The organism is Actinobacillus suis ATCC 33415 (assembly GCF_000739435.1).
GTDB lineage: Bacteria > Pseudomonadota > Gammaproteobacteria > Enterobacterales > Pasteurellaceae > Actinobacillus > Actinobacillus suis.
Map to the genome: position 1 here is coordinate 2,281,028 of NZ_CP009159.1, position 19,253 is coordinate 2,300,280.

General features: G+C 40.9%; 19 protein-coding genes. 14 read left to right on the forward strand and 5 right to left on the reverse strand.

Going from position 1 to position 19,253, the window contains the following annotated elements; translation table 11 throughout:
- Positions 1 to 115 precede the first annotated feature (115 nt).
- Positions 116 to 736, forward strand: coding sequence for a MerR family transcriptional regulator (locus tag ASU1_RS10630; protein ID WP_015674354.1), 621 nt, complete (start codon positions 116 to 118; stop codon positions 734 to 736).
- Positions 737 to 827: 91 nt separating this feature from the next.
- Here ASU1_RS10630 and gshAB read toward each other — a convergent pair whose 3' ends face one another.
- The 3 genes from gshAB to ASU1_RS10645 all read right to left on the reverse strand — a co-directional run bounded on the left by gshAB (position 828) and on the right by ASU1_RS10645 (position 4,689).
- Positions 828 to 3,101 carry a bifunctional glutamate--cysteine ligase GshA/glutathione synthetase GshB gene (gene gshAB, locus ASU1_RS10635; protein ID WP_015674355.1) on the reverse strand — a complete coding sequence of 758 codons (2,274 nt, stop codon included), beginning with the start codon at positions 3,099 to 3,101 and terminating at the stop codon, positions 828 to 830.
- A gap of 150 nt (positions 3,102 to 3,251) precedes the next feature.
- Complete coding sequence (gene asd, locus ASU1_RS10640) at positions 3,252 to 4,145, reverse strand: archaetidylserine decarboxylase (RefSeq protein ID WP_015674356.1); 894 nt, start codon at positions 4,143 to 4,145, stop codon at positions 3,252 to 3,254.
- 178 nt (positions 4,146 to 4,323) lie between these two features.
- Positions 4,324 to 4,689, reverse strand: a complete 366-nt coding sequence (locus ASU1_RS10645) for a ComEA family DNA-binding protein (protein WP_015674357.1) — start codon at positions 4,687 to 4,689, stop codon at positions 4,324 to 4,326.
- A 338-nt stretch (positions 4,690 to 5,027) separates the two neighbouring features.
- On the opposite strand from ASU1_RS10645, the gene ASU1_RS10650 reads away from it, so the two are divergent.
- The 8 genes from ASU1_RS10650 to tuf all read left to right on the forward strand — a co-directional run bounded on the left by ASU1_RS10650 (position 5,028) and on the right by tuf (position 13,657).
- Positions 5,028 to 6,413 carry a LysM-like peptidoglycan-binding domain-containing protein gene (locus ASU1_RS10650; protein WP_015674358.1) on the forward strand — a complete coding sequence of 462 codons (1,386 nt, stop codon included), beginning with the start codon at positions 5,028 to 5,030 and terminating at the stop codon, positions 6,411 to 6,413.
- Between the two features lie 73 nt (positions 6,414 to 6,486).
- A complete protein-coding gene (locus tag ASU1_RS10655) occupies positions 6,487 to 6,942 on the forward strand; it encodes an MliC family protein (protein ID WP_081541476.1) in 456 nt (151 codons plus the stop codon).
- Positions 6,943 to 7,024: 82 nt separating this feature from the next.
- Positions 7,025 to 8,062: a lipopolysaccharide heptosyltransferase II gene (waaF, locus tag ASU1_RS10660; protein WP_015674360.1), complete on the forward strand. Its 1,038-nt coding sequence runs from the start codon at positions 7,025 to 7,027 to the stop codon at positions 8,060 to 8,062.
- Positions 8,063 to 8,137: 75 nt separating this feature from the next.
- Complete coding sequence (gene rfaC, locus ASU1_RS10665) at positions 8,138 to 9,097, forward strand: lipopolysaccharide heptosyltransferase RfaC (protein WP_015674361.1); 960 nt, start codon at positions 8,138 to 8,140, stop codon at positions 9,095 to 9,097.
- Between the two features lie 123 nt (positions 9,098 to 9,220).
- Positions 9,221 to 9,595, forward strand: coding sequence for a 30S ribosomal protein S12 (gene rpsL, locus ASU1_RS10670; protein WP_005543325.1), 375 nt, complete (start codon positions 9,221 to 9,223; stop codon positions 9,593 to 9,595).
- 137 nt (positions 9,596 to 9,732) lie between these two features.
- Positions 9,733 to 10,203, forward strand: coding sequence for a 30S ribosomal protein S7 (rpsG, locus tag ASU1_RS10675; RefSeq protein ID WP_015674362.1), 471 nt, complete (start codon positions 9,733 to 9,735; stop codon positions 10,201 to 10,203).
- Between the two features lie 101 nt (positions 10,204 to 10,304).
- Positions 10,305 to 12,410, forward strand: a complete 2,106-nt coding sequence (gene fusA, locus ASU1_RS10680; RefSeq protein ID WP_015674363.1) for an elongation factor G — start codon at positions 10,305 to 10,307, stop codon at positions 12,408 to 12,410.
- Between the two features lie 62 nt (positions 12,411 to 12,472).
- The gene (gene tuf / locus ASU1_RS10685) at positions 12,473 to 13,657 is read left to right on the forward strand and encodes an elongation factor Tu (RefSeq protein ID WP_015674055.1); all 1,185 of its coding nucleotides are present in this window, start codon (positions 12,473 to 12,475) and stop codon (positions 13,655 to 13,657) included.
- A 245-nt stretch (positions 13,658 to 13,902) separates the two neighbouring features.
- Here tuf and ASU1_RS10690 read toward each other — a convergent pair whose 3' ends face one another.
- Both ASU1_RS10690 and ASU1_RS10695 read right to left on the reverse strand, forming a co-directional pair.
- Positions 13,903 to 14,811 (reverse strand): 1,4-dihydroxy-2-naphthoate polyprenyltransferase, encoded by a 909-nt coding sequence (locus tag ASU1_RS10690; protein WP_015674364.1) that lies wholly within the window; start codon positions 14,809 to 14,811, stop codon positions 13,903 to 13,905.
- Positions 14,811 to 15,827, reverse strand: coding sequence for a PDDEXK nuclease domain-containing protein (locus ASU1_RS10695; RefSeq protein ID WP_015674365.1), 1,017 nt, complete (start codon positions 15,825 to 15,827; stop codon positions 14,811 to 14,813). The genes ASU1_RS10690 and ASU1_RS10695 overlap by 1 nt, the downstream gene beginning before the upstream one ends.
- A gap of 47 nt (positions 15,828 to 15,874) precedes the next feature.
- Here ASU1_RS10695 and tsaA point away from each other — a divergent pair, with 47 nt between their 5' ends.
- The 5 genes from tsaA (at position 15,875) to slyD (ending at position 19,170) form a co-directional block, all read left to right on the forward strand.
- The gene (gene tsaA / locus ASU1_RS10700; RefSeq protein WP_015674366.1) at positions 15,875 to 16,630 is read left to right on the forward strand and encodes a tRNA (N6-threonylcarbamoyladenosine(37)-N6)-methyltransferase TrmO; all 756 of its coding nucleotides are present in this window, start codon (positions 15,875 to 15,877) and stop codon (positions 16,628 to 16,630) included.
- Positions 16,631 to 16,672: 42 nt separating this feature from the next.
- Complete coding sequence (locus ASU1_RS10705; RefSeq protein WP_015674367.1) at positions 16,673 to 17,383, forward strand: SIMPL domain-containing protein; 711 nt, start codon at positions 16,673 to 16,675, stop codon at positions 17,381 to 17,383.
- Positions 17,384 to 17,525: 142 nt separating this feature from the next.
- The gene (aqpZ, locus tag ASU1_RS10710; protein ID WP_015674368.1) at positions 17,526 to 18,212 is read left to right on the forward strand and encodes an aquaporin Z; all 687 of its coding nucleotides are present in this window, start codon (positions 17,526 to 17,528) and stop codon (positions 18,210 to 18,212) included.
- A 78-nt stretch (positions 18,213 to 18,290) separates the two neighbouring features.
- Positions 18,291 to 18,431: a hypothetical protein gene (locus ASU1_RS11950; RefSeq protein WP_162859657.1), complete on the forward strand. Its 141-nt coding sequence runs from the start codon at positions 18,291 to 18,293 to the stop codon at positions 18,429 to 18,431.
- A 145-nt stretch (positions 18,432 to 18,576) separates the two neighbouring features.
- Entirely contained in the window at positions 18,577 to 19,170 is a 594-nt protein-coding gene (gene slyD, locus ASU1_RS10715) for a peptidylprolyl isomerase (RefSeq protein ID WP_015674369.1), read from the forward strand.
- Positions 19,171 to 19,253 lie beyond the last annotated feature (83 nt).

Consider the following 19,253-nt stretch of genomic DNA (forward strand, 5'->3'; position numbering starts at 1 on the left):
GTGTATTTTTATCATCGTAAAACGCTATTTTTACCTAAATAGTGAATACTAAAACTTTACGCTTTTATATGGATTATCTAAAATAGATCCAAAATTAGATCCAAAGGAACTTATTATGCTGAAGATGAACGATCTTTCTAAATTAACTAATACGCCTAAATCAACCATTCTTTATTACATTAAAGAGGGATTGTTACCGGAACCTTTGAAAGATAAACCGAACTTTCACTTATATGATGAAAGCAATATCCAATTAATTGAATTTATTAAATATCTTCAAGCAAACTTTAATGCAACCATTTCACAGATTAAAACGGTATTTGCTCAGCCGGATTTTGATCTGAATAATCCTTATAAAAGCTTAATGGGCTCGTTGGACATTCTAAACGGTACGGAAGGTGAACGCTTATTAGTGAGTGAGATCTGTTCGGAATTTGGTATTACCGAAGTTGAATTGAATGAATTTGTGGAAATGGGTTTAATTAATCCGACCCATGGCGACTTTAGTGCGAAAGATCGTGATATGTTGGCTATTCTTAGCCAATGTGATGCGCAGGAATTCCAATTATTAGAAAGTTATGCGGAAGTAGCGAAAAATTTAGCGCGTCAAGAAATGGCAATCGGCGGGGAAATCTTGATGCAAGAAGAAGGTCAAGAAGAGCGTTTGAAACACTTTTTTAATATTTTATTACTATTAAAGCCGTATATCCTAAATTCACAATTAGTTAAGTATTAACTCTTACTTTTCACTATTTTAGCGATATCTATCATGTTACAAACGGTCAAATTTGCAAAATTTTCTGCAAATTTGACCGCTTGATTTTTGATTAAGGCAGTTCTGGGAACAGCATTTTTAACACGGCCTTGGTTAAGCGGCGAGATTTTCCTTGGTAAGGGAAAATATGCATCATCATCATCGGATTAAAATTTGCTTCAATCACGCCCCATGAACGCAGAGACGGCTCGGCTGCTTTGGTTAAATCCGGAATGATTAAATCCACACCGCAGACTTTTGCCCCCATCGCTTTGGCAATACCGACTGCTAATTGTTTATAGCTGTCGTGCATTTGATCGGTCATATCAATTGAATCGCCACCGGTACTAATATTAGAGTTGGCACGTAATTGTACAATTTGTCCTTCAGCCGGAATTGAATCAGGTGTTAAACCTTGTTCTTTGAGCTGAAGCAATTCAATGTCACCTAGGGCAATTTTTTTCAATGGCGAACGAGAGCCGTCGCCTCGTAGCGGATCACTGTTTTTTGCGTCCACCAATTCACGCACCGTATGTATGCCGTCACCTTTTACATTCGCCGGTACACGTAACAATACCGCCAGTGTTTCATCACCTAGCACAAAGAAACGATATTCGGTACCGACTAAATAGTCTTCCACCATCACTTCTTTATCTTCACGGAACGCAATTTCAATCGCTTTGGCAAAATCGGCTTTATCCGTTACGCCTTGTTGGAAAATCGTAATGCCCAAACCGTAATTGGTCGATTTCGGCTTAATCACCACCGCTTTACCTTCAAATAACGGATAGTGCGCCACCGCTTGTTCTACCGAGGTAAATTCAACGCTTTTCGGCACATTAAAACCGGCTTTCGCCAACACTTTTTTGGTCACGACTTTATTTTCCATAATTAATGGCGAAATGTACTGATCGTGACTGGTCATATTGCCGTTTTTTACATATTCGAGATGATCACCGAATTTGAGTGCAAGGAACTGATCGTTTTCATCCAGCAATTCGATCTGTAAGCCTTGTTGGGTCGCATCAAATAATAAAGCCTGTGTAGAAAGCTCCATATTATCGAAAGCGGAAATCGCATAAAAACGCTCGAACGCTTGTGCTTTATATTGTTGAGCAAGTTGTGCACCGAGTGCTTTATAGCTGCCGGCTTGTTCAATTGCTGCTAATAAACGACCGTTTACCGTTTGGCTTGGATCAGCAAATTGAGCTAGTTTTTGTTGTAATAACTCTTTCTCGCTTTGTGGCACTGAAAGATCTTCTAACATTGCCAGCATTAGGTTAAGGATAGCTTCACCCTCTGCTTGGAATACAGTGTGCGAACGAGGATCTTCAAGTGCAACTTGGTATAGTTTTTGTTTACCAAGTTCGACTTCTTTTTGACCGCTTGTTTCATCTATCCATAACATAGCAAGTAAGAACAGATGAATAAATTTGGCATCGGCGAGCTCGATACCGTAAGGCGAGAACGGGTTGAGATCAAATAAACGGAATTCCGCATATTTAACCCCTTTTTCAAGTAATTCACGTGCTTTTTTCGCGCCACGTAAACGTACGTTTGAATAGAATTCTTTTTCCGCTAATAAATCACCGTTTGCCACAAAATGTTCTAATGATTCAACATATTCTTGCAAGCTATCGTGATTGATTACTACATGAGGCGCATTTACATAGCCATACGGGCTAGAGCGTAAACTACGCACTAATTGTCCTTCTGCAAGCGGTCGATTTTCGCCAAAATATTGCGCTTCTACGGTTGGTGTTGCAGCAAGCAAATAGACAAGAATCCATTGATAACGTAAAAAGTTATTGGCTAATTTCATATATAACGCATTGCGGAACGCAATTTTATCACTGTATTCCGTTTGTAACGCAAAAGCGCTCTCGACAAACTCGTCAGAAATCTGGAAATTGTAGTGAATACCGCTCACCATCTGTTTGTATTTGCCATAAATGGCAGAAAGGTGTTCACGATATTTCACATCCCATTCGTTATCTAATTGTGCTTCTTTGATCTCGGATTCCGGTGGTAAACCGGCAGGCATACTGAATGGGAAAATATATTCATCATCAGGTAATGAACGTAACGTTACCTCGTGAATAGCCGATAGCCAACGATATGTGTCTTCCAATTTATCGTTTGGCGGTGTGATTAGCTCAAGTTGGCTTTCTGCAAAATCGGTTTGAATATATGGGTGATAACTGCGGTTACCAAAAACGCTAGGATGAGCAGTAGTAACAATATTCCCTTGATTATCAATACGTTGGCTTTCTTTTTCAATGCCGAATTTGCCTTGTTGAAACAGCAAACCGAGTTGATGAGTTTTAATTAGTTGTTGTAATTTCATAGCTTTCCCTTTCGCGATAAATGCGTTAGACGAAGTTCTGCCCCTAAAATAACATACTTTTTTGATTGGGTTTATAGCTGATTGATAAGAGAATAGATGATTTGGTTATAAAAAAGCACGATTATTATAATCGTGCTTAATTAAAAAAGATTATTTAATCACTTTTGCCAAGCGCTCGCCCATTCGAGTTTCTACGCCGGCTTGTAGGTGTGCTTCGAATTCAACGCAATCTTTCGGGAAGAGGTTAATTACGGTTGAACCTAAGCGGAAAGCCCCCATTTCCTGACCTTTTTTCAGGTGTACGGCGGTTTCACCAGTGGTTTCATAGTGATATACCACAACATCTTTGGCACGAGGCGGGTTAATTACACCTTCCCAAACCGTACTCATACTTGCTGTAATAGTTGCGCCCACTAAAATTTGTACCATCGGCCCGAATTCGGTTTCAAATTCACAGATTACACGTTCGTTACGCGCAAATAAATTTGGTACGTGTTCAGCTAAGAACGGATTTACTGAAAATAATTCACCCGGTACGTAAATCATTTTGCGTAAGGTCGCATCACACGGCATATGTACGCGGTGGTAATCGCGTGGTGATAAATAAGTGGTAATAAAATGACCGTCTTTAAACTTATTTGCCATTTCTTGATCATTCGCTAGTAAGGTTTCAAGTGTAAAGAAATGACCTTTTGCTTGTAGTAAACGATCGTCTTCAATCTTACCTGATTCACTTACTTTGCCGTCTGCCGGTAAACAAAGCGCCTGTGCATCTTGGTTAATCGGGCGAGCGTTTTCTTTTAACGGACGAATAAAGAATTCATTAAACGTTGCGTAGTCAGATGCATTGCTTTTTTGTGCTTCCGATAAATTAACATTATATTGTTTAGCGAATGCACGGATAATAAAGTGGGTCACAACACCCCATTTTTGTTCTGCCAGCCAACCTGCTAAACGGGTAACAGGTAATTGTGGGAAGATATATTGAAATGCGACTTTCGCACGTTGCCAATAAGTCGGCATCGAATAGGGTTTAAGAGACATTAAGTTGTATCCTTTTTATTCAATTATACAAAGAGGCGCGAAGTATAACAGAAAGAAAAGTGAATTACCTAATGTTATCAAAAAGTGACAAGGCGCTGAGTTAAGATGTGGCATAAAGATAGAGGAAGTAAGCCACATATTGCCTTAACTCAGCAAATGTTATACGAGAAGGAAGAGATTATTGCAATAGGATGCGATCACGATTTTTATCCAGTGTAGCTTTGCCGATACCGGATACATCGGTAAGTTGCTCTAGGCTACTAAATGCACCGTTTTTTGTACGGTATTCAACAATTGCTTGTGCTTTTTTAGCGCCAATACCGACTAATTTATCTTGGATTTCCGCTGCTGTTGCGATATTGATATTGACTAAATTTGCATTGTTTGTCATTTCAGCATGGCTATGTTCAGGGCTGGTTGCTTGTGCGTTTTGAACCACGGGAGTGGGTTCTGTGACACTAGGCTTTGTTTTTTCAGCAGCTAATACACCGGTAGATAACATACCGATTAACAGACTTAAGCCAAGTTTTGAAGGTGTTTTCATAAATGTCTCCTTTTCTTTTTAGATTGCTTTTTAAGATGATTTTGCTTGGAACTACTTTACAAGTTAAATAAATTAGAGAGCAATTCTAGGAAATTATTTTTGCGATCAAGATCGAGAAAATTGTTTATCTTATGGTCAGAAATAAGGAAGAGAGGATATAAATACGTGGTGAGCAGTGCTGATTTAGTGTTTTTGTAAAATATTTAATAAATATTACCGCTTGTAGGCATAATTTTCTGAAAAATCGTGTGCTGATTAAAGAGAAATACTTTAAAATGGGGATAATTTATTCAGCGGGAAATTTCCCATTATATTTTCACCTAAAATTGGAAAGTTAAATGTCACAAAATAATTTTCGTAAAGAGCCAACTTTTGGCGAGCCATCCGCTGCACAATCAGCGGAGCAAGTAGCAGAGGCAATCATTAATTCGGATAGTGCAAAAGCGGTTGAGGCGGTCAAAGCGGTTGCCACGAATGCAACTGTATCATTACATTCAAATAAAGCGCCAAGTTATACCTTTACACCGGTAATGAAGCGTTCTGTTGATGAAACTACGCCATTAAAATCGATTGAGGATGCTCAAAAGGTGAATAATACAGAAACGCCAGAGTCAGCTTTAACGGCGGAAGAGCCAAAAGTTGCACAAAATTCAGGTTTCGCTTTTTCTCCGGTAGCGGATGAAGCAACGGAAGAATCTAAAAAAGCAGAGCCGGAGCAAGTTGAAAAATTAGTTACAGAGGAAAAGCCAGCGATGAATACAAGTAATGAAGATCGTGTGATTCCTGCCGTGAATCCGACTACCGCCGCCGAAGCTGTTGCAGTTGCGAGCGTGCCGTCTAAATTCCGTCGTTTAGGTTTAGTTGCGATTTTAGCGGCAATTTTAGCAGCAATCTTCTTCTGGTTAAAACCAAGCGCACCGGAAACAGTTGAAGAATTACAGTCTCAACAAGGTAGCTCATTACCAATTGAATTCCGTCCGGTAGATGAAGAGGAAGCGAAACGAGCGGAAGCGCAAGCAAAAGCCGAGCAAGAAGCGATTGCTCAGCAACAAGCACAACAAGCTCAACAAATTCAGCAAGATATGAATGTTGCGACAACACAGCCGGCAACAACGGAGTCAGCAGCAACGACATCAGCAACTTCTACAACGGAAACAGCGGTAGCTCCAACTACGGATACGACAGTGGTTGCGGAAGAAGCGAAAACTGAACCGACTCCTGCTTCGGTTGTAAATAAACCGGTTGTACAACCAACAGCGGTTAAGCCTAAAACACAAGGCAGCGTGATTCATCAGTCTGAAACGCCTAAACAGCCGAAAGTGAAAGCAATTACTGCGGATGAATTCAACGCGAAAAAAGCGAAGAATGCACAATTAGATCAGCTTGTGAAGAACGTAGAAGCAGGTAAGCCTGTGGCAAAAACAGCTGCTCCTGCAGCAGCTAAAGCAGCGTCTGCACCGGCAAAACCTGCTGCGGCAGCATCAGTGGCAAGTAAAACAATGACAGTGCCAAAAGGTACATCACTCATGCAAGTATTCCGTGATAACGGTTTAAATATCTCGGATGTGAATGCGATGAGCAAAGTCAACAAAGTGGTAAGCAATCTTAAAGTAGGCGAGCGTGTAAGCGTGCGTTTAGATAAAAATAACCGCGTAGTTGAAATGAGTATCGGCTCCGGCGGTAAGTTTACTCGTCAAGCAGACGGTAGCTATAGCTTTAAATAATTAAAATCAAAGGGCAACGCTACAGACGTTGCTCTTTTTTTCTCAAAATTTTGAGAAGGAGAGTAGTTGTAAAATGAGTGTTTTTTTTAAGAAGCCGTTTTGCTTAGCCGTTTGTGCCGGAGTGATAGCGTTAACGGGTTGTAAGTCTTTAGAAGCGCCGATTGAACAGGTGCAGCGAGCTCAATCGGCCATACAACAGGCTCAAACGGAAATTAAGCCAACGGAAAAAGTGACAGTAGTCAAGAATCAGACCTCAATGCAGTTTATTTGTCAAAATGATGTTGTTGTGAAGGTACAGCGTTCTAAAGCCAAAAAGGTGAATAATAAAGCGAAACGAAAAGTGGTGAGCCAGCAAGCGATTTTGGTCACTTACGGTAACACAACGCATACGTTATCGCCGGCAGTCACGAGAGACGGTAAAAAGTATAGTAATATCCGCTGGACGTGGCGAGAAAGTCGAAATGGTGAAGCTTCTCTTACAGATAACAGCAATAATGTTCTCGCCAGCGAATGTAAACTTAAACCGTAGAGAGCAAGCGGTCATATTAGCTTAATTTTTTGCAAAAAGTGGGCTAAATTTGACCGCTTGTCATTTGAATGAAAGGAAGACAATGAATATCTTAATTATTGGCCCGTCTTGGGTCGGCGATATGATGATGTCGCACGCACTGTATCAACAACTTAAAATTCAATATCCGAATTGTCAAATTGATGTGATGGCACCGGATTGGTGTCGTCCGCTGCTCGCTCGAATGCCGGAAGTTCGAAAAGCGATTTCGATGCCGATTGGGCATGGTTCGTTCCGCCTGTGTGAGCGTTATCAATTAGGGAAATCGCTGAGAAATCAATATGATATGGCGATTGTTTTACCTAATTCGCTTAAATCGGCATTTATTCCGCTATTTGCCAAAATTGCGGTGCGCCGAGGTTGGAAAGGTGAAAGTCGCTATTTCTTTTTAAATGATTTGCGTAATAACAAGCAAGATTACCCGATGATGGTACAGCGTTATGTGGCGTTGGCTTTTGAGAAAAATGCTGTGCCGGATGCTAAAGCTTTGCCAATGCCGCTACCTTATCTACAAACGCAAGCGGCTGAGATCACCGCAACCAAAGCAAAATTTGCCAAACAGTTTGAATATGCTGAACAGCGTCCGGCAATCGGCTTCTGCCCAGGGGCGGAGTTCGGGCCGGCAAAACGTTGGCCACATTATCATTATGCAAAATTGGCAGAAATGCTGATTGAAAAAGGCTATGCGGTACATCTGTTCGGTTCAAATAAAGATAAAGAAGTCGGCGAGCAGATTCATGCAAGTTTAGCGGAGAATTTACAGCGTTATTGCATTAATTTGGCAGGGCAGACCGATTTGAATCAAGCGGTTGATTTAATTGCTGATTGCCATGCGGTGGTAAGTAATGATTCCGGATTAATGCACATTGCGGCTGCATTGGGTAAACCGCTGGTTGCACTTTATGGGCCAACCAGTCCGCAATATACGCCGCCGCTTTCCGATAAAGCGGTGATTATCCGTTTAATCGAAGGCGGTTTGATTAAGATTCGTAAAGGCGAAGCCGCCGAAGGCTATCATCAGAGCTTGATTGATATTCAGCCGGAAATAGTGATTGAGAAATTAGAGACGCTATTAGGCTAATTGCAAGCGGTCATTTTTTGCAAAAATTTTGCAGATTTCGACCGCTTGTTTGTATTCACAATAAAAGATAAGTAAATGAAAGTTTTAGTTGTAAAAACGTCCTCAATGGGGGATGTGATTCATACTTTGCCGGCATTGACGGATGCTAAAAATGCGCTTCCGAATATTCAATTCGATTGGGCGGTGGAAGAAAATTTTAGTGAAATTCCACATTGGCATTCGGCGGTAGATAAGGTTATTCCGTTAGCGATTCGCCGTTGGCGCAAGAACTTGTGTCAGCGGCAAACTTGGTTGGAATGGCAACATTACCTAAAGCAACTTCGCTCGGAAGAATATGATGCGGTGATTGATGCGCAAGGATTGATTAAAAGTGCGGTATTGGTAACCAAGCAGTCAAAGGGAACAAAATACGGCTACGACAAGCATTCTGCTCGAGAAGGGTTAAGCAGCCTGTTTTATGATCAAACTTTTAATATCGCTTACCAACAACACGCCGTAGAACGGATTCGAAAGTTATTTGCTAACTCTCTGAATTATGTACTTCCCGATGGATTAGGTGATTATGGCATTGCCACACATTTTGCAAAAAAATCTGAAAATTCAACCGCTTATCTGCTTGCGATTCATGCGACAACGAGAGCGGATAAGCATTGGAAAGAAGATTATTGGCGGGAAGTGATTCGAGAGCTAAGCATACAAGGGATTGAGATACGTTTACCTTGGGGCACTCAACAAGAAAAAGAGAGAGCCATGCGTTTGGCGGAAGCGAGTGCCAATGTGACGGTATTACCGAAATTGTCTCTCACTGAATTAGCGGAACAAATTGCCGGTGCGAAAGCCGTGTTGTCGGTGGATACCGGTTTGAGCCATTTAGCTGCGGCATTGGATAAACAAAACGTAATTTTATACGGCGCAACCGACCCGAAATTAATCGGCGCTTACGGCAAAAATCAACATTATCTGATCGGAAACGGTATGGCGAATATTTTACCTTATCGTGTCTTGCAAACCTTAGAAACGCTGATCACAGAATAATCAATTTATCCCGTGGCGAATACTTGACTTTTAGTCCGTATAACACTAGAATCTACCGTCCTTTCGTCTTTGAAAGGATGTTTTTTTAATTTTATTTTTAATAATTTTAACTGGAGCTTTTAAATGGCAACTATCAACCAATTAGTACGCAAACCGCGTGTGAAAAAGGTTGTAAAAAGCAACGTTCCTGCATTAGAGGCTTGCCCGCAGAAACGTGGCGTGTGTACTCGTGTATACACTACTACACCTAAGAAACCGAACTCAGCATTACGTAAAGTATGCCGTATTCGTTTAACAAATGGCTTTGAAGTAACTTCATACATCGGTGGTGAAGGTCATAACTTACAAGAACACAGTGTTGTATTAATCCGTGGTGGTCGTGTTAAAGACTTACCGGGTGTGCGTTATCACACTGTACGTGGTGCACTTGACTGTGCAGGCGTTAAAGACCGTAAACAAGGTCGTTCTAAATACGGCGTTAAACGTCCTAAAGCTTAATGGATCTCCGTTAAGTAAGGCCAAACGTCTAAATTAATCAAAAAATTTAAACCATAAACTCCAGTCAATCGTGATGTGCTATCACACACAATAGATGAGTTTTGGATTATCCTGAATATATAAACGGAGTATTTGCAATGCCACGTCGTCGTAGTGTTGAACCTCGCAAAATTCTTCCAGATCCGAAGTTCGGTTCAGAATTACTTGCAAAATTTATTAATGTTTTAATGGTAGATGGTAAAAAATCTACTGCAGAATCAATTATTTACGGTGCTTTAGAAACTTTAGCGCAACGTACTGGTAAAGAAGCTTTAGAAGCTTTCGAAGCAGCGTTAGAAAACGTGCGTCCAACAGTAGAGGTTAAATCTCGTCGTGTTGGTGGTTCTACTTACCAAGTACCAGTTGAAGTTCGTCCAGCTCGTCGTAACGCATTAGCTATGCGTTGGATTGTTGAAGCAGCTCGTAAACGTGGTGACAAATCAATGGCATTACGTTTAGCTAACGAACTTTCAGATGCGGCAGATAACAAAGGCTCAGCTGTTAAGAAACGTGAAGACGTTCACCGTATGGCTGAAGCGAACAAAGCGTTTGCTCACTACCGTTGGTAATCGCTTAGCGTTATATCTTAAAGGCTTCATCCAAATGTGTGGTGAAGCCTTACCCTTATTAAGAATTTTAATTTAAATCCCAAACAAGGTAATAAATAAAAATGGCTCGTACAACCCCTATTTCACTTTACCGTAATATCGGTATCAGTGCGCACATCGATGCGGGTAAAACAACTACTACAGAGCGTATCTTGTTCTATACAGGCGTAAGTCACAAAATCGGTGAAGTTCACGATGGTGCAGCAACAATGGACTGGATGGAACAAGAACAAGAACGTGGTATCACGATCACATCTGCTGCAACAACAGCATTCTGGTCTGGTATGTCACAACAATATCCACAACACCGTATCAACGTTATCGATACTCCGGGACACGTAGACTTCACAATCGAAGTAGAACGTTCTATGCGTGTTCTTGACGGTGCGGTAATGGTTTACTGTGCGGTTGGTGGCGTTCAGCCTCAATCAGAAACTGTATGGCGTCAAGCGAATAAATACGGTGTTCCACGTATCGCATTCGTAAACAAAATGGACCGTACAGGTGCAAACTTCTTACGTGTTGTTGAGCAAATCAAAACTCGTTTAGGTGGTAACGCAGTTGCATTACAACTTCCTATCGGTGCAGAAGACAGCTTCACAGGTGTGGTTGACTTAATCAAAATGAAAGCAATCAACTGGAACGAAGCTGACCAAGGTATGACTTTCACATACGAAGATATTCCGGCAAATATGGTTGCTGAATGTGAAGAGCGTCGTGCAATGTTAGTAGAAGCTGCAGCTGAAGCATCAGAAGAGTTAATGGAAAAATTCTTCGAAGAAGGCGATCTTTCTGAAGAAGAAATCAAAGCGGCATTACGTCAACGCGTATTAGCAAGCGAAATTATCCCAGTTTGCTGTGGTTCTGCATTCAAAAACAAAGGTGTTCAAGCAATGCTTGACGCGGTAATCGACTACTTACCGGCACCTACAGATATCCCAGCAATCAAAGGTATCAACGAAGACGAAACTGAAGGTGAGCGTCACGCAAGCGATGAAGAGCCATTTGCAGCTCTTGCATTCAAAATTGCAACAGACCCATTCGTTGGTAACTTAACATTCTTCCGTGTTTACTCAGGTGTAATCAACTCTGGTGATACAGTTTACAACTCAGTTAAACAAAAACGTGAACGTTTCGGTCGTATCGTACAGATGCACGCTAACAAACGTGAAGAAATCAAAGAAGTTCGTGCGGGCGATATCGCAGCGGCAATCGGCTTAAAAGAAGTGGGTACAGGTGACACATTATGTGCACAAGATGCGCCAATCATTCTTGAGCGTATGGAATTCCCAGAGCCAGTAATCTCTGTAGCGGTAGAACCAAAAACTAAAGCTGACCAAGAGAAAATGGGCTTAGCGTTAGGTCGTCTTGCACAAGAAGACCCTTCATTCCGTGTTCACACAGATGAAGAGTCAGGTGAAACTATCATCTCAGGTATGGGTGAGTTACACTTGGATATCATCGTTGACCGTATGCGTCGTGAATTCAAAGTTGAAGCGAACATTGGTAAACCACAAGTATCTTACCGTGAAACTATCCGTACACGTGTTAACGATGTTGAAGGTAAACACGCAAAACAATCTGGTGGTCGCGGTCAATACGGTCACGTTGTAATCGACTTATATCCATTAGACCCAGAAGGTCCTGGTTACGAGTTCGTGAACGAGATCAAAGGTGGTGTGATTCCTGGTGAATTTATCCCAGCGGTTGATAAAGGTATCCAAGAACAACTTAAATCTGGTCCATTAGCGGGTTACCCAGTAGAAGACATCGGTGTACGTTTACACTTCGGTTCATACCACGATGTTGACTCATCTGAGTTAGCGTTCAAACTTGCAGCGTCATTAGCGTTTAAAGCAGCGTTCGCAAAAGCTAACCCAGTATTACTTGAGCCAATCATGAAAGTTGAAGTGGAAACTCCACCAGACTACGTTGGTGATGTAATCGGTGACTTAAGCCGTCGTCGTGCAATGGTTAATGGTCAAGAAGCGAATGAGTTCGTTGTTAAGATTAATGCAGAAGTTCCATTATCAGAAATGTTTGGTTATGCAACAGACTTACGTTCACAAACTCAAGGTCGTGCATCTTACTCAATGGAACCATTAAAATACGCAGAAGCACCTACAAGTGTTGCTAATGCAATTATTGAAGCTCGTAAAGCTAAATAATTTATCTTTTAACTTAAAGCCTCAGCAATAGGGCGGAGGCTTATTTCTAGGAAGCTATCAAAGTGTCTAAAGAAAAATTTGAACGTACAAAACCCCATGTAAACGTGGGTACAATCGGTCACGTTGACCATGGTAAAACAACTTTAACAGCAGCGATCACAACTGTATTGGCGAAACACTTCGGTGGTGCAGCTCGTGCATTCGACCAAATCGATAACGCACCGGAAGAAAAAGCGCGTGGTATCACCATCAACACTTCACACGTTGAGTACGATACAGAAACACGTCACTACGCACACGTAGACTGCCCGGGACACGCGGACTATGTTAAAAACATGATTACTGGTGCGGCGCAAATGGACGGTGCAATCTTAGTAGTAGCAGCGACAGACGGTCCAATGCCACAAACTCGTGAGCACATCTTATTAGGTCGCCAAGTAGGTGTACCATACATCATCGTATTCTTAAACAAATGCGACATGGTAGATGACGAAGAGTTATTAGAATTAGTAGAAATGGAAGTTCGTGAACTTCTTTCTCAATACGACTTCCCAGGTGATGATACACCAATCGTACGTGGTTCAGCGTTACAAGCGTTAAACGGCGTAGCAGAGTGGGAAGAAAAAATTCTTGAGTTAGCGAACCACTTAGATACATACATTCCAGAGCCAGAGCGTGCGATTGATAAACCATTCTTATTACCAATCGAAGACGTATTCTCAATCTCAGGTCGTGGTACAGTAGTAACAGGTCGTGTAGAGCGCGGTATCATCAAATCAGGTGAAGAAGTTGAAATCGTAGGTATCAAAGAAACTACGAAAACAACAGTAACTGGTGTTGAGATGTTCCGTAAATTATTAGACGAAGGTCGTGCGGGTGAAAACGTTGGTGCATTATTACGTGGTACAAAACGTGAAGAAATCGAACGTGGTCAAGTATTAGCGAAACCAGGTACAATCACACCACACACAGACTTCGAATCAGAAGTTTACGTATTATCAAAAGAAGAAGGTGGTCGTCATACTCCATTCTTCAAAGGTTACCGTCCACAGTTCTACTTCCGTACAACAGACGTAACAGGTACAATCGAATTACCTGAAGGCGTAGAGATGGTAATGCCAGGCGACAACATCAAAATGACTGTTAGCTTAATTCACCCAATCGCGATGGACGAAGGTTTACGTTTCGCGATTCGTGAAGGTGGCCGTACAGTAGGTGCAGGCGTTGTAGCGAAAATCATCAAATAATTAGGTTTTAGGCTTAATATTTGAGAGCGAAATGCTCGAGAAAGGCGTGTCGAAAGGCACGCCTTTTTTGCTTTGCTATTAGGCTATACCCTAAGGCTTAAAATGATCATTTGTAATAAATGATCCTAATATTTTTTGATACTACTTGTTTATGTTTTCTCTCAAATTAAAAAAGCAGAGTTTAATAATATCAAACTCTGCCGAGAAGATTTGGTTCTAGTGCTAGAAGCACTATGTAATACGAATTATCCTAAAAAAATACCTAAGCTAAACAGCAAGTTAGTGATCAGAGCAAGTCCTGCCATTTGACCTAAAATCGGGAGTAGCTCAATCGGGTCTTTATGACGATAGACAAACAATCCGTGTTTTGCCAGTAACGGCACGGCAAGCAAGAAAAGGAAGCTATACCAATGCTGAAATTCACTGATTGCAAAAATCAGATAAGAAACGACCGCTAGTATTAATAGCGTAACATGATAAATTCGCCCGTTTTGGCTACCGATACGGACAATTAAGGTATTTTTACCCGCCTGTTTATCTTGGTTAATATCACGTAAGTTATTGATATTTAAAACCGCTACTGATAACAAACCACAGCCGAATGCCGGAATAAAAATCATCGCTGGAATGCTATGCGCTTGTAAGTAGAATGTACCGATGACAGCGACAAACCCAAAGAAAATCAATACGAATAAATCGCCTAATCCTAGATAGCCATAAGCTTTTTTACCAACCGTATAGGTAATTGCCGCTACAATTGAAATAACACCTAAACTGATAAACACAATTAAATCTTGAATAGATTGGTAAGCGTAAACCGTCAGCCCTACGCCAGCAATAAAGGATAAAATACTGAGCAGAATCACTGCATTTCTTAATTGCCCACCGGTAATTGCACCGTGCTGAATTGCTCGCAAAGGCCCGATTCGTTCTTTAGTGTCGGAACCTTTTACATGATCACCATAGTCATTAGCAAAATTAGACAATACTTGTAATAAAATGGTGGTAATAAAAGCAAGTAGTGTTGTGATTACATCAAAATGTCCCGCCCAGTATGCAAGTGCCGATCCTACGATGATAGACGCCAGAGCCAAAGGCAATGTTCTTGGGCGAGCGGTAGTAAACCAAATTGAAAAAGCGGAGTGTTTATCCATTAATCATTCTCTTCCTGTTTTTGTTTGAACTGTTGAATCTCTTTCTGAACTTCTTCTAAAAGTCGTTGTTCACTCGGTAGATAGAGGTGGTATTGACTCGCATAAATTTGCTGCTGATGTTCAGGCAGCGTAAATTTTACCACAGCATCGTTTTTATGCGTACAGAGTAAAATGCCAATTGTTGGTGTTTCATGAGGGAGTTTTTCAATTCGATCAAAATAATTGACATACATTTGTAATTGCCCGATATCTTGATGCGTTAATTTATGTGTTTTAATTTCAACTAGTACGAAACATTGTAACAAGCGATTATATAATACTAAATCGACAAAAAATTCATCGCCTTCAATATGTAATCGTTTTTGACGGGCCACAAAAGAAAATCCATTACCAAGCTCTAATAGAAAATCTTGTAAATGGGTTAAAATGGCACTTTCTAAATCTTTCTCATAGTAAGCGCTTTCTCGTTTAAGCCCGAGGAATTCCAATACAATCGGATCTTTAATAATTTGTTTCGGATCACTGGGGATAACTTGATTTTTCGCCACGGCTAAAACGCTTTCTTTATCATTACTTAATAATAAGCGTTCATAGAGATTACTGTAAATTTGGCGTTCAAGTTGTCGAGAGGACCAATTATTTTTTACCGTTTCTGCAATATAAAATTCTCTTTTAACTTGATCTGAAATACTTAAAAGTAACTTATATTGAGTCCAATTTAATTGCGTCCGCAGTGCGGACACAATTGGGAAAGTACGATAAAACTGACGGTAACGCTCTAATTGTCTTTTAGAAAATCCGCTGCCATACTCAGGTTCTAGCTGCTCGGCGAGTGATTTAATTAAATATTTACCATATTCGGCACGTTCTTGTTCTTGTTGCTCTTCTTTAAAAATTCGTTCTCCGATATGCCAATACATAATGACGCGCTGAAAATCAACCGAGCGAATCGCTTGTTCACGAGCTTGATGAATAATGGTTTTGATATCGCTAACAATAAGTGGATTTGCTAACATATTTGTCTCCTTTTGATTTTTAATTATATTGTAAATAAATACAGCTAATGAGTTTATCACAATTAACCTTAACTCCAATAGGGATTATTCATAGCCCTTATGATGAAAAGTTTTCAGTGCCACGCCAACCGAATTTGGTTAAAGAAGGCAAAGGCATACTGAAACTATTGCCACCTTATAATTCGCCTGATGCCGTAAGAGGGCTTGAGCAATTTAGTCATTTGTGGCTGATTTTCCAATTTCATCAGATTCCTGAGCGAGAATGGCATGCTACGGTACGCCCGCCTCGTTTAGGTGGGAATGAACGAGTTGGAGTATTTGCCAGCCGAGCGACACATCGTCCAAATCCAATTGGTTTATCTAAAGTAGCGTTAGAAGGCATTGAGATAAATAATGGAGAAGTGTTATTAAAACTTGGCAGTGTGGATTTGGTTAACGGCACCCCGATTCTAGATATCAAACCTTATATTGCTTATGCGGATAGTGAACCTGATGCGCGTTCCGGCTTTGCGCAAGATAAACCACAAGTCAAACTGGTGGTTGAGTTCTCGGAACAAGCATTACAAGCGGTCAAATTTTGCCAAAATTTTGCAAATTTCGGTATTACACAGCCACTTGATTTTATTCGCAATGTGATTGAGCAAGACCCTCGTCCGGCTTATCAACAAGGTAAAATCACTGAGCGGATTTATGGTATGAACCTTGCGGGCTATAATATTCGTTGGCAAATTTGTATGCAAAATGCCAATAAAGCCATTGTTCTGAGCATCGAAAATGAACTTAACGAGAAAACACACCTCTAAGCTAACACTTTGAGTTGAACTCATAATCATCAAGGAGACAGGATGAAATTACAAAAAATTCTTGCAATTCTACCGCTTGCTTTCACCAGTATGGTAAGTCATGCCGAAGAAAAAGAGATAACAACAAACAGTATGCCAACTCAATTTTCTTTCTCTACGGAAGTGAGTCGTACGGTAGAAAAAGACTTAATGCGAGCAATGGTTTATAGCCAGAAAGTCGGCAAGTCATTATCAGAACTCAAATCAACGATATCGACAAATCTGAACAAAGTGATTGCGGATGCTAAGCCTTATATGGGCATTAAAATTCAGACGGAAGGTGTAAGTAGTTATCCTAATTATAATCAGAAAAATAAAGTAGATGGATGGGTGGTAGAAGGCCGAATTCTATTTGAATCCAAAGATTTTGCTGCGATGGCGAAAGTTCTGGACAATTTAGGCGATGACGTAGCGATTAGTCATATTTCATTTAGTGTTTCGCCGGAAAAAATGGCGGCGCTGGAAGATGAAATGACCTTAGATATTATTAAACAATTTCAGCATAAAGCGGAAGTGGTGCAGAAAGGCTTAAATGCAAAACGTTATACCTTAAGCCAAGTACAATTAGAAACGCCGAATGGCGAAGGAATGCACCAGCGTCCGATGATGGCAATGGCAAAAAGCAGTTACGCTGCACAGGAAAGCGGCTTACCGCTGGAAGCAGGCAGTGAAACGATTTCAGCAAGAGCCTCCGGTACGGTGACATTTGAGTAAAATTTATCTTTTTCTAAGAAAATGTGTAATGTTATTAGCATTAGACGTTTTTTAGAATGGCTATTCAATTTAACTTAAGTGGATAGCATTGGAAAGCACAGACACATCTGTGTCATTTAATTTTATTTTTAAGGAAAATATAATGAAAAAATATTTCGCCGAGTTTTTCGGTACATTTTGGTTAGTATTTGGTGGCTGCGGTAGTGCAGTTTTAGCAGCAGGTATTCCTGAGTTAGGCATTGGTTATGCAGGCGTATCACTTGCATTCGGTTTAACCGTATTAACCATGGCTTATGCAGTAGGTCATATTTCAGGTGGTCACTTTAACCCGGCAGTTTCGATCGGTTTATTAATCGGTGGTCGTTTTAATGCAAAAGATTTAGTACCTTATATTATTGCACAAGTTGCCGGCGCAATTGCGGCTTCAGCGGTATTATATACAATTGCTTCAGGTGCGGCAGGCTTTGATGTCACGGCTGGTTTTGCAAGTAACGGTTTTGCAGAGCATTCTCCACACGGTTATTCAATGGTGGCGGCACTTGTGATTGAAGTGGTATTAACTGCATTCTTCTTAATTATCATTATGGGTGCAACCGACAAACGTGCACCGGCAGGTTTTGCACCGATTGCGATTGGTTTAGGTTTAACGTTAATTCACCTAATTTCAATTCCGGTAACCAATACTTCGGTAAATCCGGCTCGTTCAACCGGTGTTGCGTTATTCCAAGGTTCTTGGGCAATTGAGCAATTATGGTTGTTCTGGGTTGCACCAATTTTAGGCGCAATTATCGGTGCATTAGTGTATCGTTTTATTGCTGAAGAAAAATAAACTTTAGTATCGTATAATGATAAATGCAGCGCTATTTCGGTAGCGCTGCATTTTGTATATAAGAGATATGGGATAAATATGAAATCATTATTCAAAATTTTGGTGCTTACTGTAGGCAGTGGTCTATTAAGCGGTTGTTTAGTCACTTCGGTTGTGAGTGGTGTTGTCGGTACGGCTGTTGATGTGGTTGATACGGTTACACCGGATATTATTGATTAAATTTGCAAATTTCGTGCAAAATCAGACCGTTTGTTTTAACTAAGCGGTCATTTTATTTCTATATTTTTGCAAACCTTTTGCAAATCTGTGATAAACCGCTACAATGAATCGTATTTTTACCTAAATATATAAAAAGGAATCTTTAATGAAAATCGCAAAAAATGTTGTTCCAAGCATTGCTTATCAAGTTCGTACACAAGACGGTGTATTAGTTGATGAAGCACCGGTAAATCAACCGTTAGAATATTTACACGGTCATAACAACCTTGTTGAAGGTTTAGAAAAAGCGCTTGAAGGCAAAGCGGTAGGCGATGTTTTTGAAGTTCGCGTTAAACCGGAAGAAGGTTACGGCGAATACAACGAAAACATGGTTCAACGCGTACCAAAAGATGTATTCATGGGCGTTGATGAATTAGAAGTTGGTATGCGTTTTATCGCTGATACGGATTTAGGCCCGTTACCGGTAGTAATCACTGAAGTTGACGGTGATGAAGTTGTGGTAGACGGTAACCATATGTTAGCAGGTCAAGAGTTATTATTCTCTGTTGAAGTGGTTGCAACACGTGAAGCGACATTAGAAGAAATCGCACACGGTCACATTCATTCTGGCCACGAACACGGCGGTTGCTGTGGCGGTCATGGCGAAGAAGGCGGCTGCGGATGTGGCGGTCACGGACATGACCATGATCACGACCATCACCACGGCCACGGCGGTTGTGGCTGCGGCGGTCACCACTAATTTCGATTGATATCATTATTGGCGCAAGCGGTTATCGCTTGTGCCTTTTTAGTTTTTTCAAATCAACCTGACGTACCTCTCAA

Excerpts from the sequence above, each read along its gene's own strand:
- ASU1_RS10690 (WP_015674364.1), bottom strand. The coding sequence starts at position 14,811 with ATGGATAAACACTCCGCTTTTTCAATTTGGTTTACTACCGCTCGCCCA.
- rpsL (WP_005543325.1), top strand. The coding sequence starts at position 9,221 with ATGGCAACTATCAACCAATTAGTACGCAAACCGCGTGTGAAAAAGGTT.
- gshAB (WP_015674355.1), bottom strand. The coding sequence starts at position 3,101 with ATGAAATTACAACAACTAATTAAAACTCATCAACTCGGTTTGCTGTTT.
- ASU1_RS11950 (WP_162859657.1), top strand. The coding sequence starts at position 18,291 with ATGAAATCATTATTCAAAATTTTGGTGCTTACTGTAGGCAGTGGTCTA.
- ASU1_RS10705 (WP_015674367.1), top strand. The coding sequence starts at position 16,673 with ATGAAATTACAAAAAATTCTTGCAATTCTACCGCTTGCTTTCACCAGT.
- tsaA (WP_015674366.1), top strand. The coding sequence starts at position 15,875 with ATGAGTTTATCACAATTAACCTTAACTCCAATAGGGATTATTCATAGC.
- slyD (WP_015674369.1), top strand. The coding sequence starts at position 18,577 with ATGAAAATCGCAAAAAATGTTGTTCCAAGCATTGCTTATCAAGTTCGT.
- rfaC (WP_015674361.1), top strand. The coding sequence starts at position 8,138 with ATGAAAGTTTTAGTTGTAAAAACGTCCTCAATGGGGGATGTGATTCAT.
- asd (WP_015674356.1), bottom strand. The coding sequence starts at position 4,145 with ATGTCTCTTAAACCCTATTCGATGCCGACTTATTGGCAACGTGCGAAA.
- ASU1_RS10645 (WP_015674357.1), bottom strand. The coding sequence starts at position 4,689 with ATGAAAACACCTTCAAAACTTGGCTTAAGTCTGTTAATCGGTATGTTA.
- ASU1_RS10630 (WP_015674354.1), top strand. The coding sequence starts at position 116 with ATGCTGAAGATGAACGATCTTTCTAAATTAACTAATACGCCTAAATCA.
- waaF (WP_015674360.1), top strand. The coding sequence starts at position 7,025 with ATGAATATCTTAATTATTGGCCCGTCTTGGGTCGGCGATATGATGATG.
- aqpZ (WP_015674368.1), top strand. The coding sequence starts at position 17,526 with ATGAAAAAATATTTCGCCGAGTTTTTCGGTACATTTTGGTTAGTATTT.
- ASU1_RS10695 (WP_015674365.1), bottom strand. The coding sequence starts at position 15,827 with ATGTTAGCAAATCCACTTATTGTTAGCGATATCAAAACCATTATTCAT.
- ASU1_RS10655 (WP_081541476.1), top strand. The coding sequence starts at position 6,487 with ATGAGTGTTTTTTTTAAGAAGCCGTTTTGCTTAGCCGTTTGTGCCGGA.
- ASU1_RS10650 (WP_015674358.1), top strand. The coding sequence starts at position 5,028 with ATGTCACAAAATAATTTTCGTAAAGAGCCAACTTTTGGCGAGCCATCC.
- fusA (WP_015674363.1), top strand. The coding sequence starts at position 10,305 with ATGGCTCGTACAACCCCTATTTCACTTTACCGTAATATCGGTATCAGT.
- rpsG (WP_015674362.1), top strand. The coding sequence starts at position 9,733 with ATGCCACGTCGTCGTAGTGTTGAACCTCGCAAAATTCTTCCAGATCCG.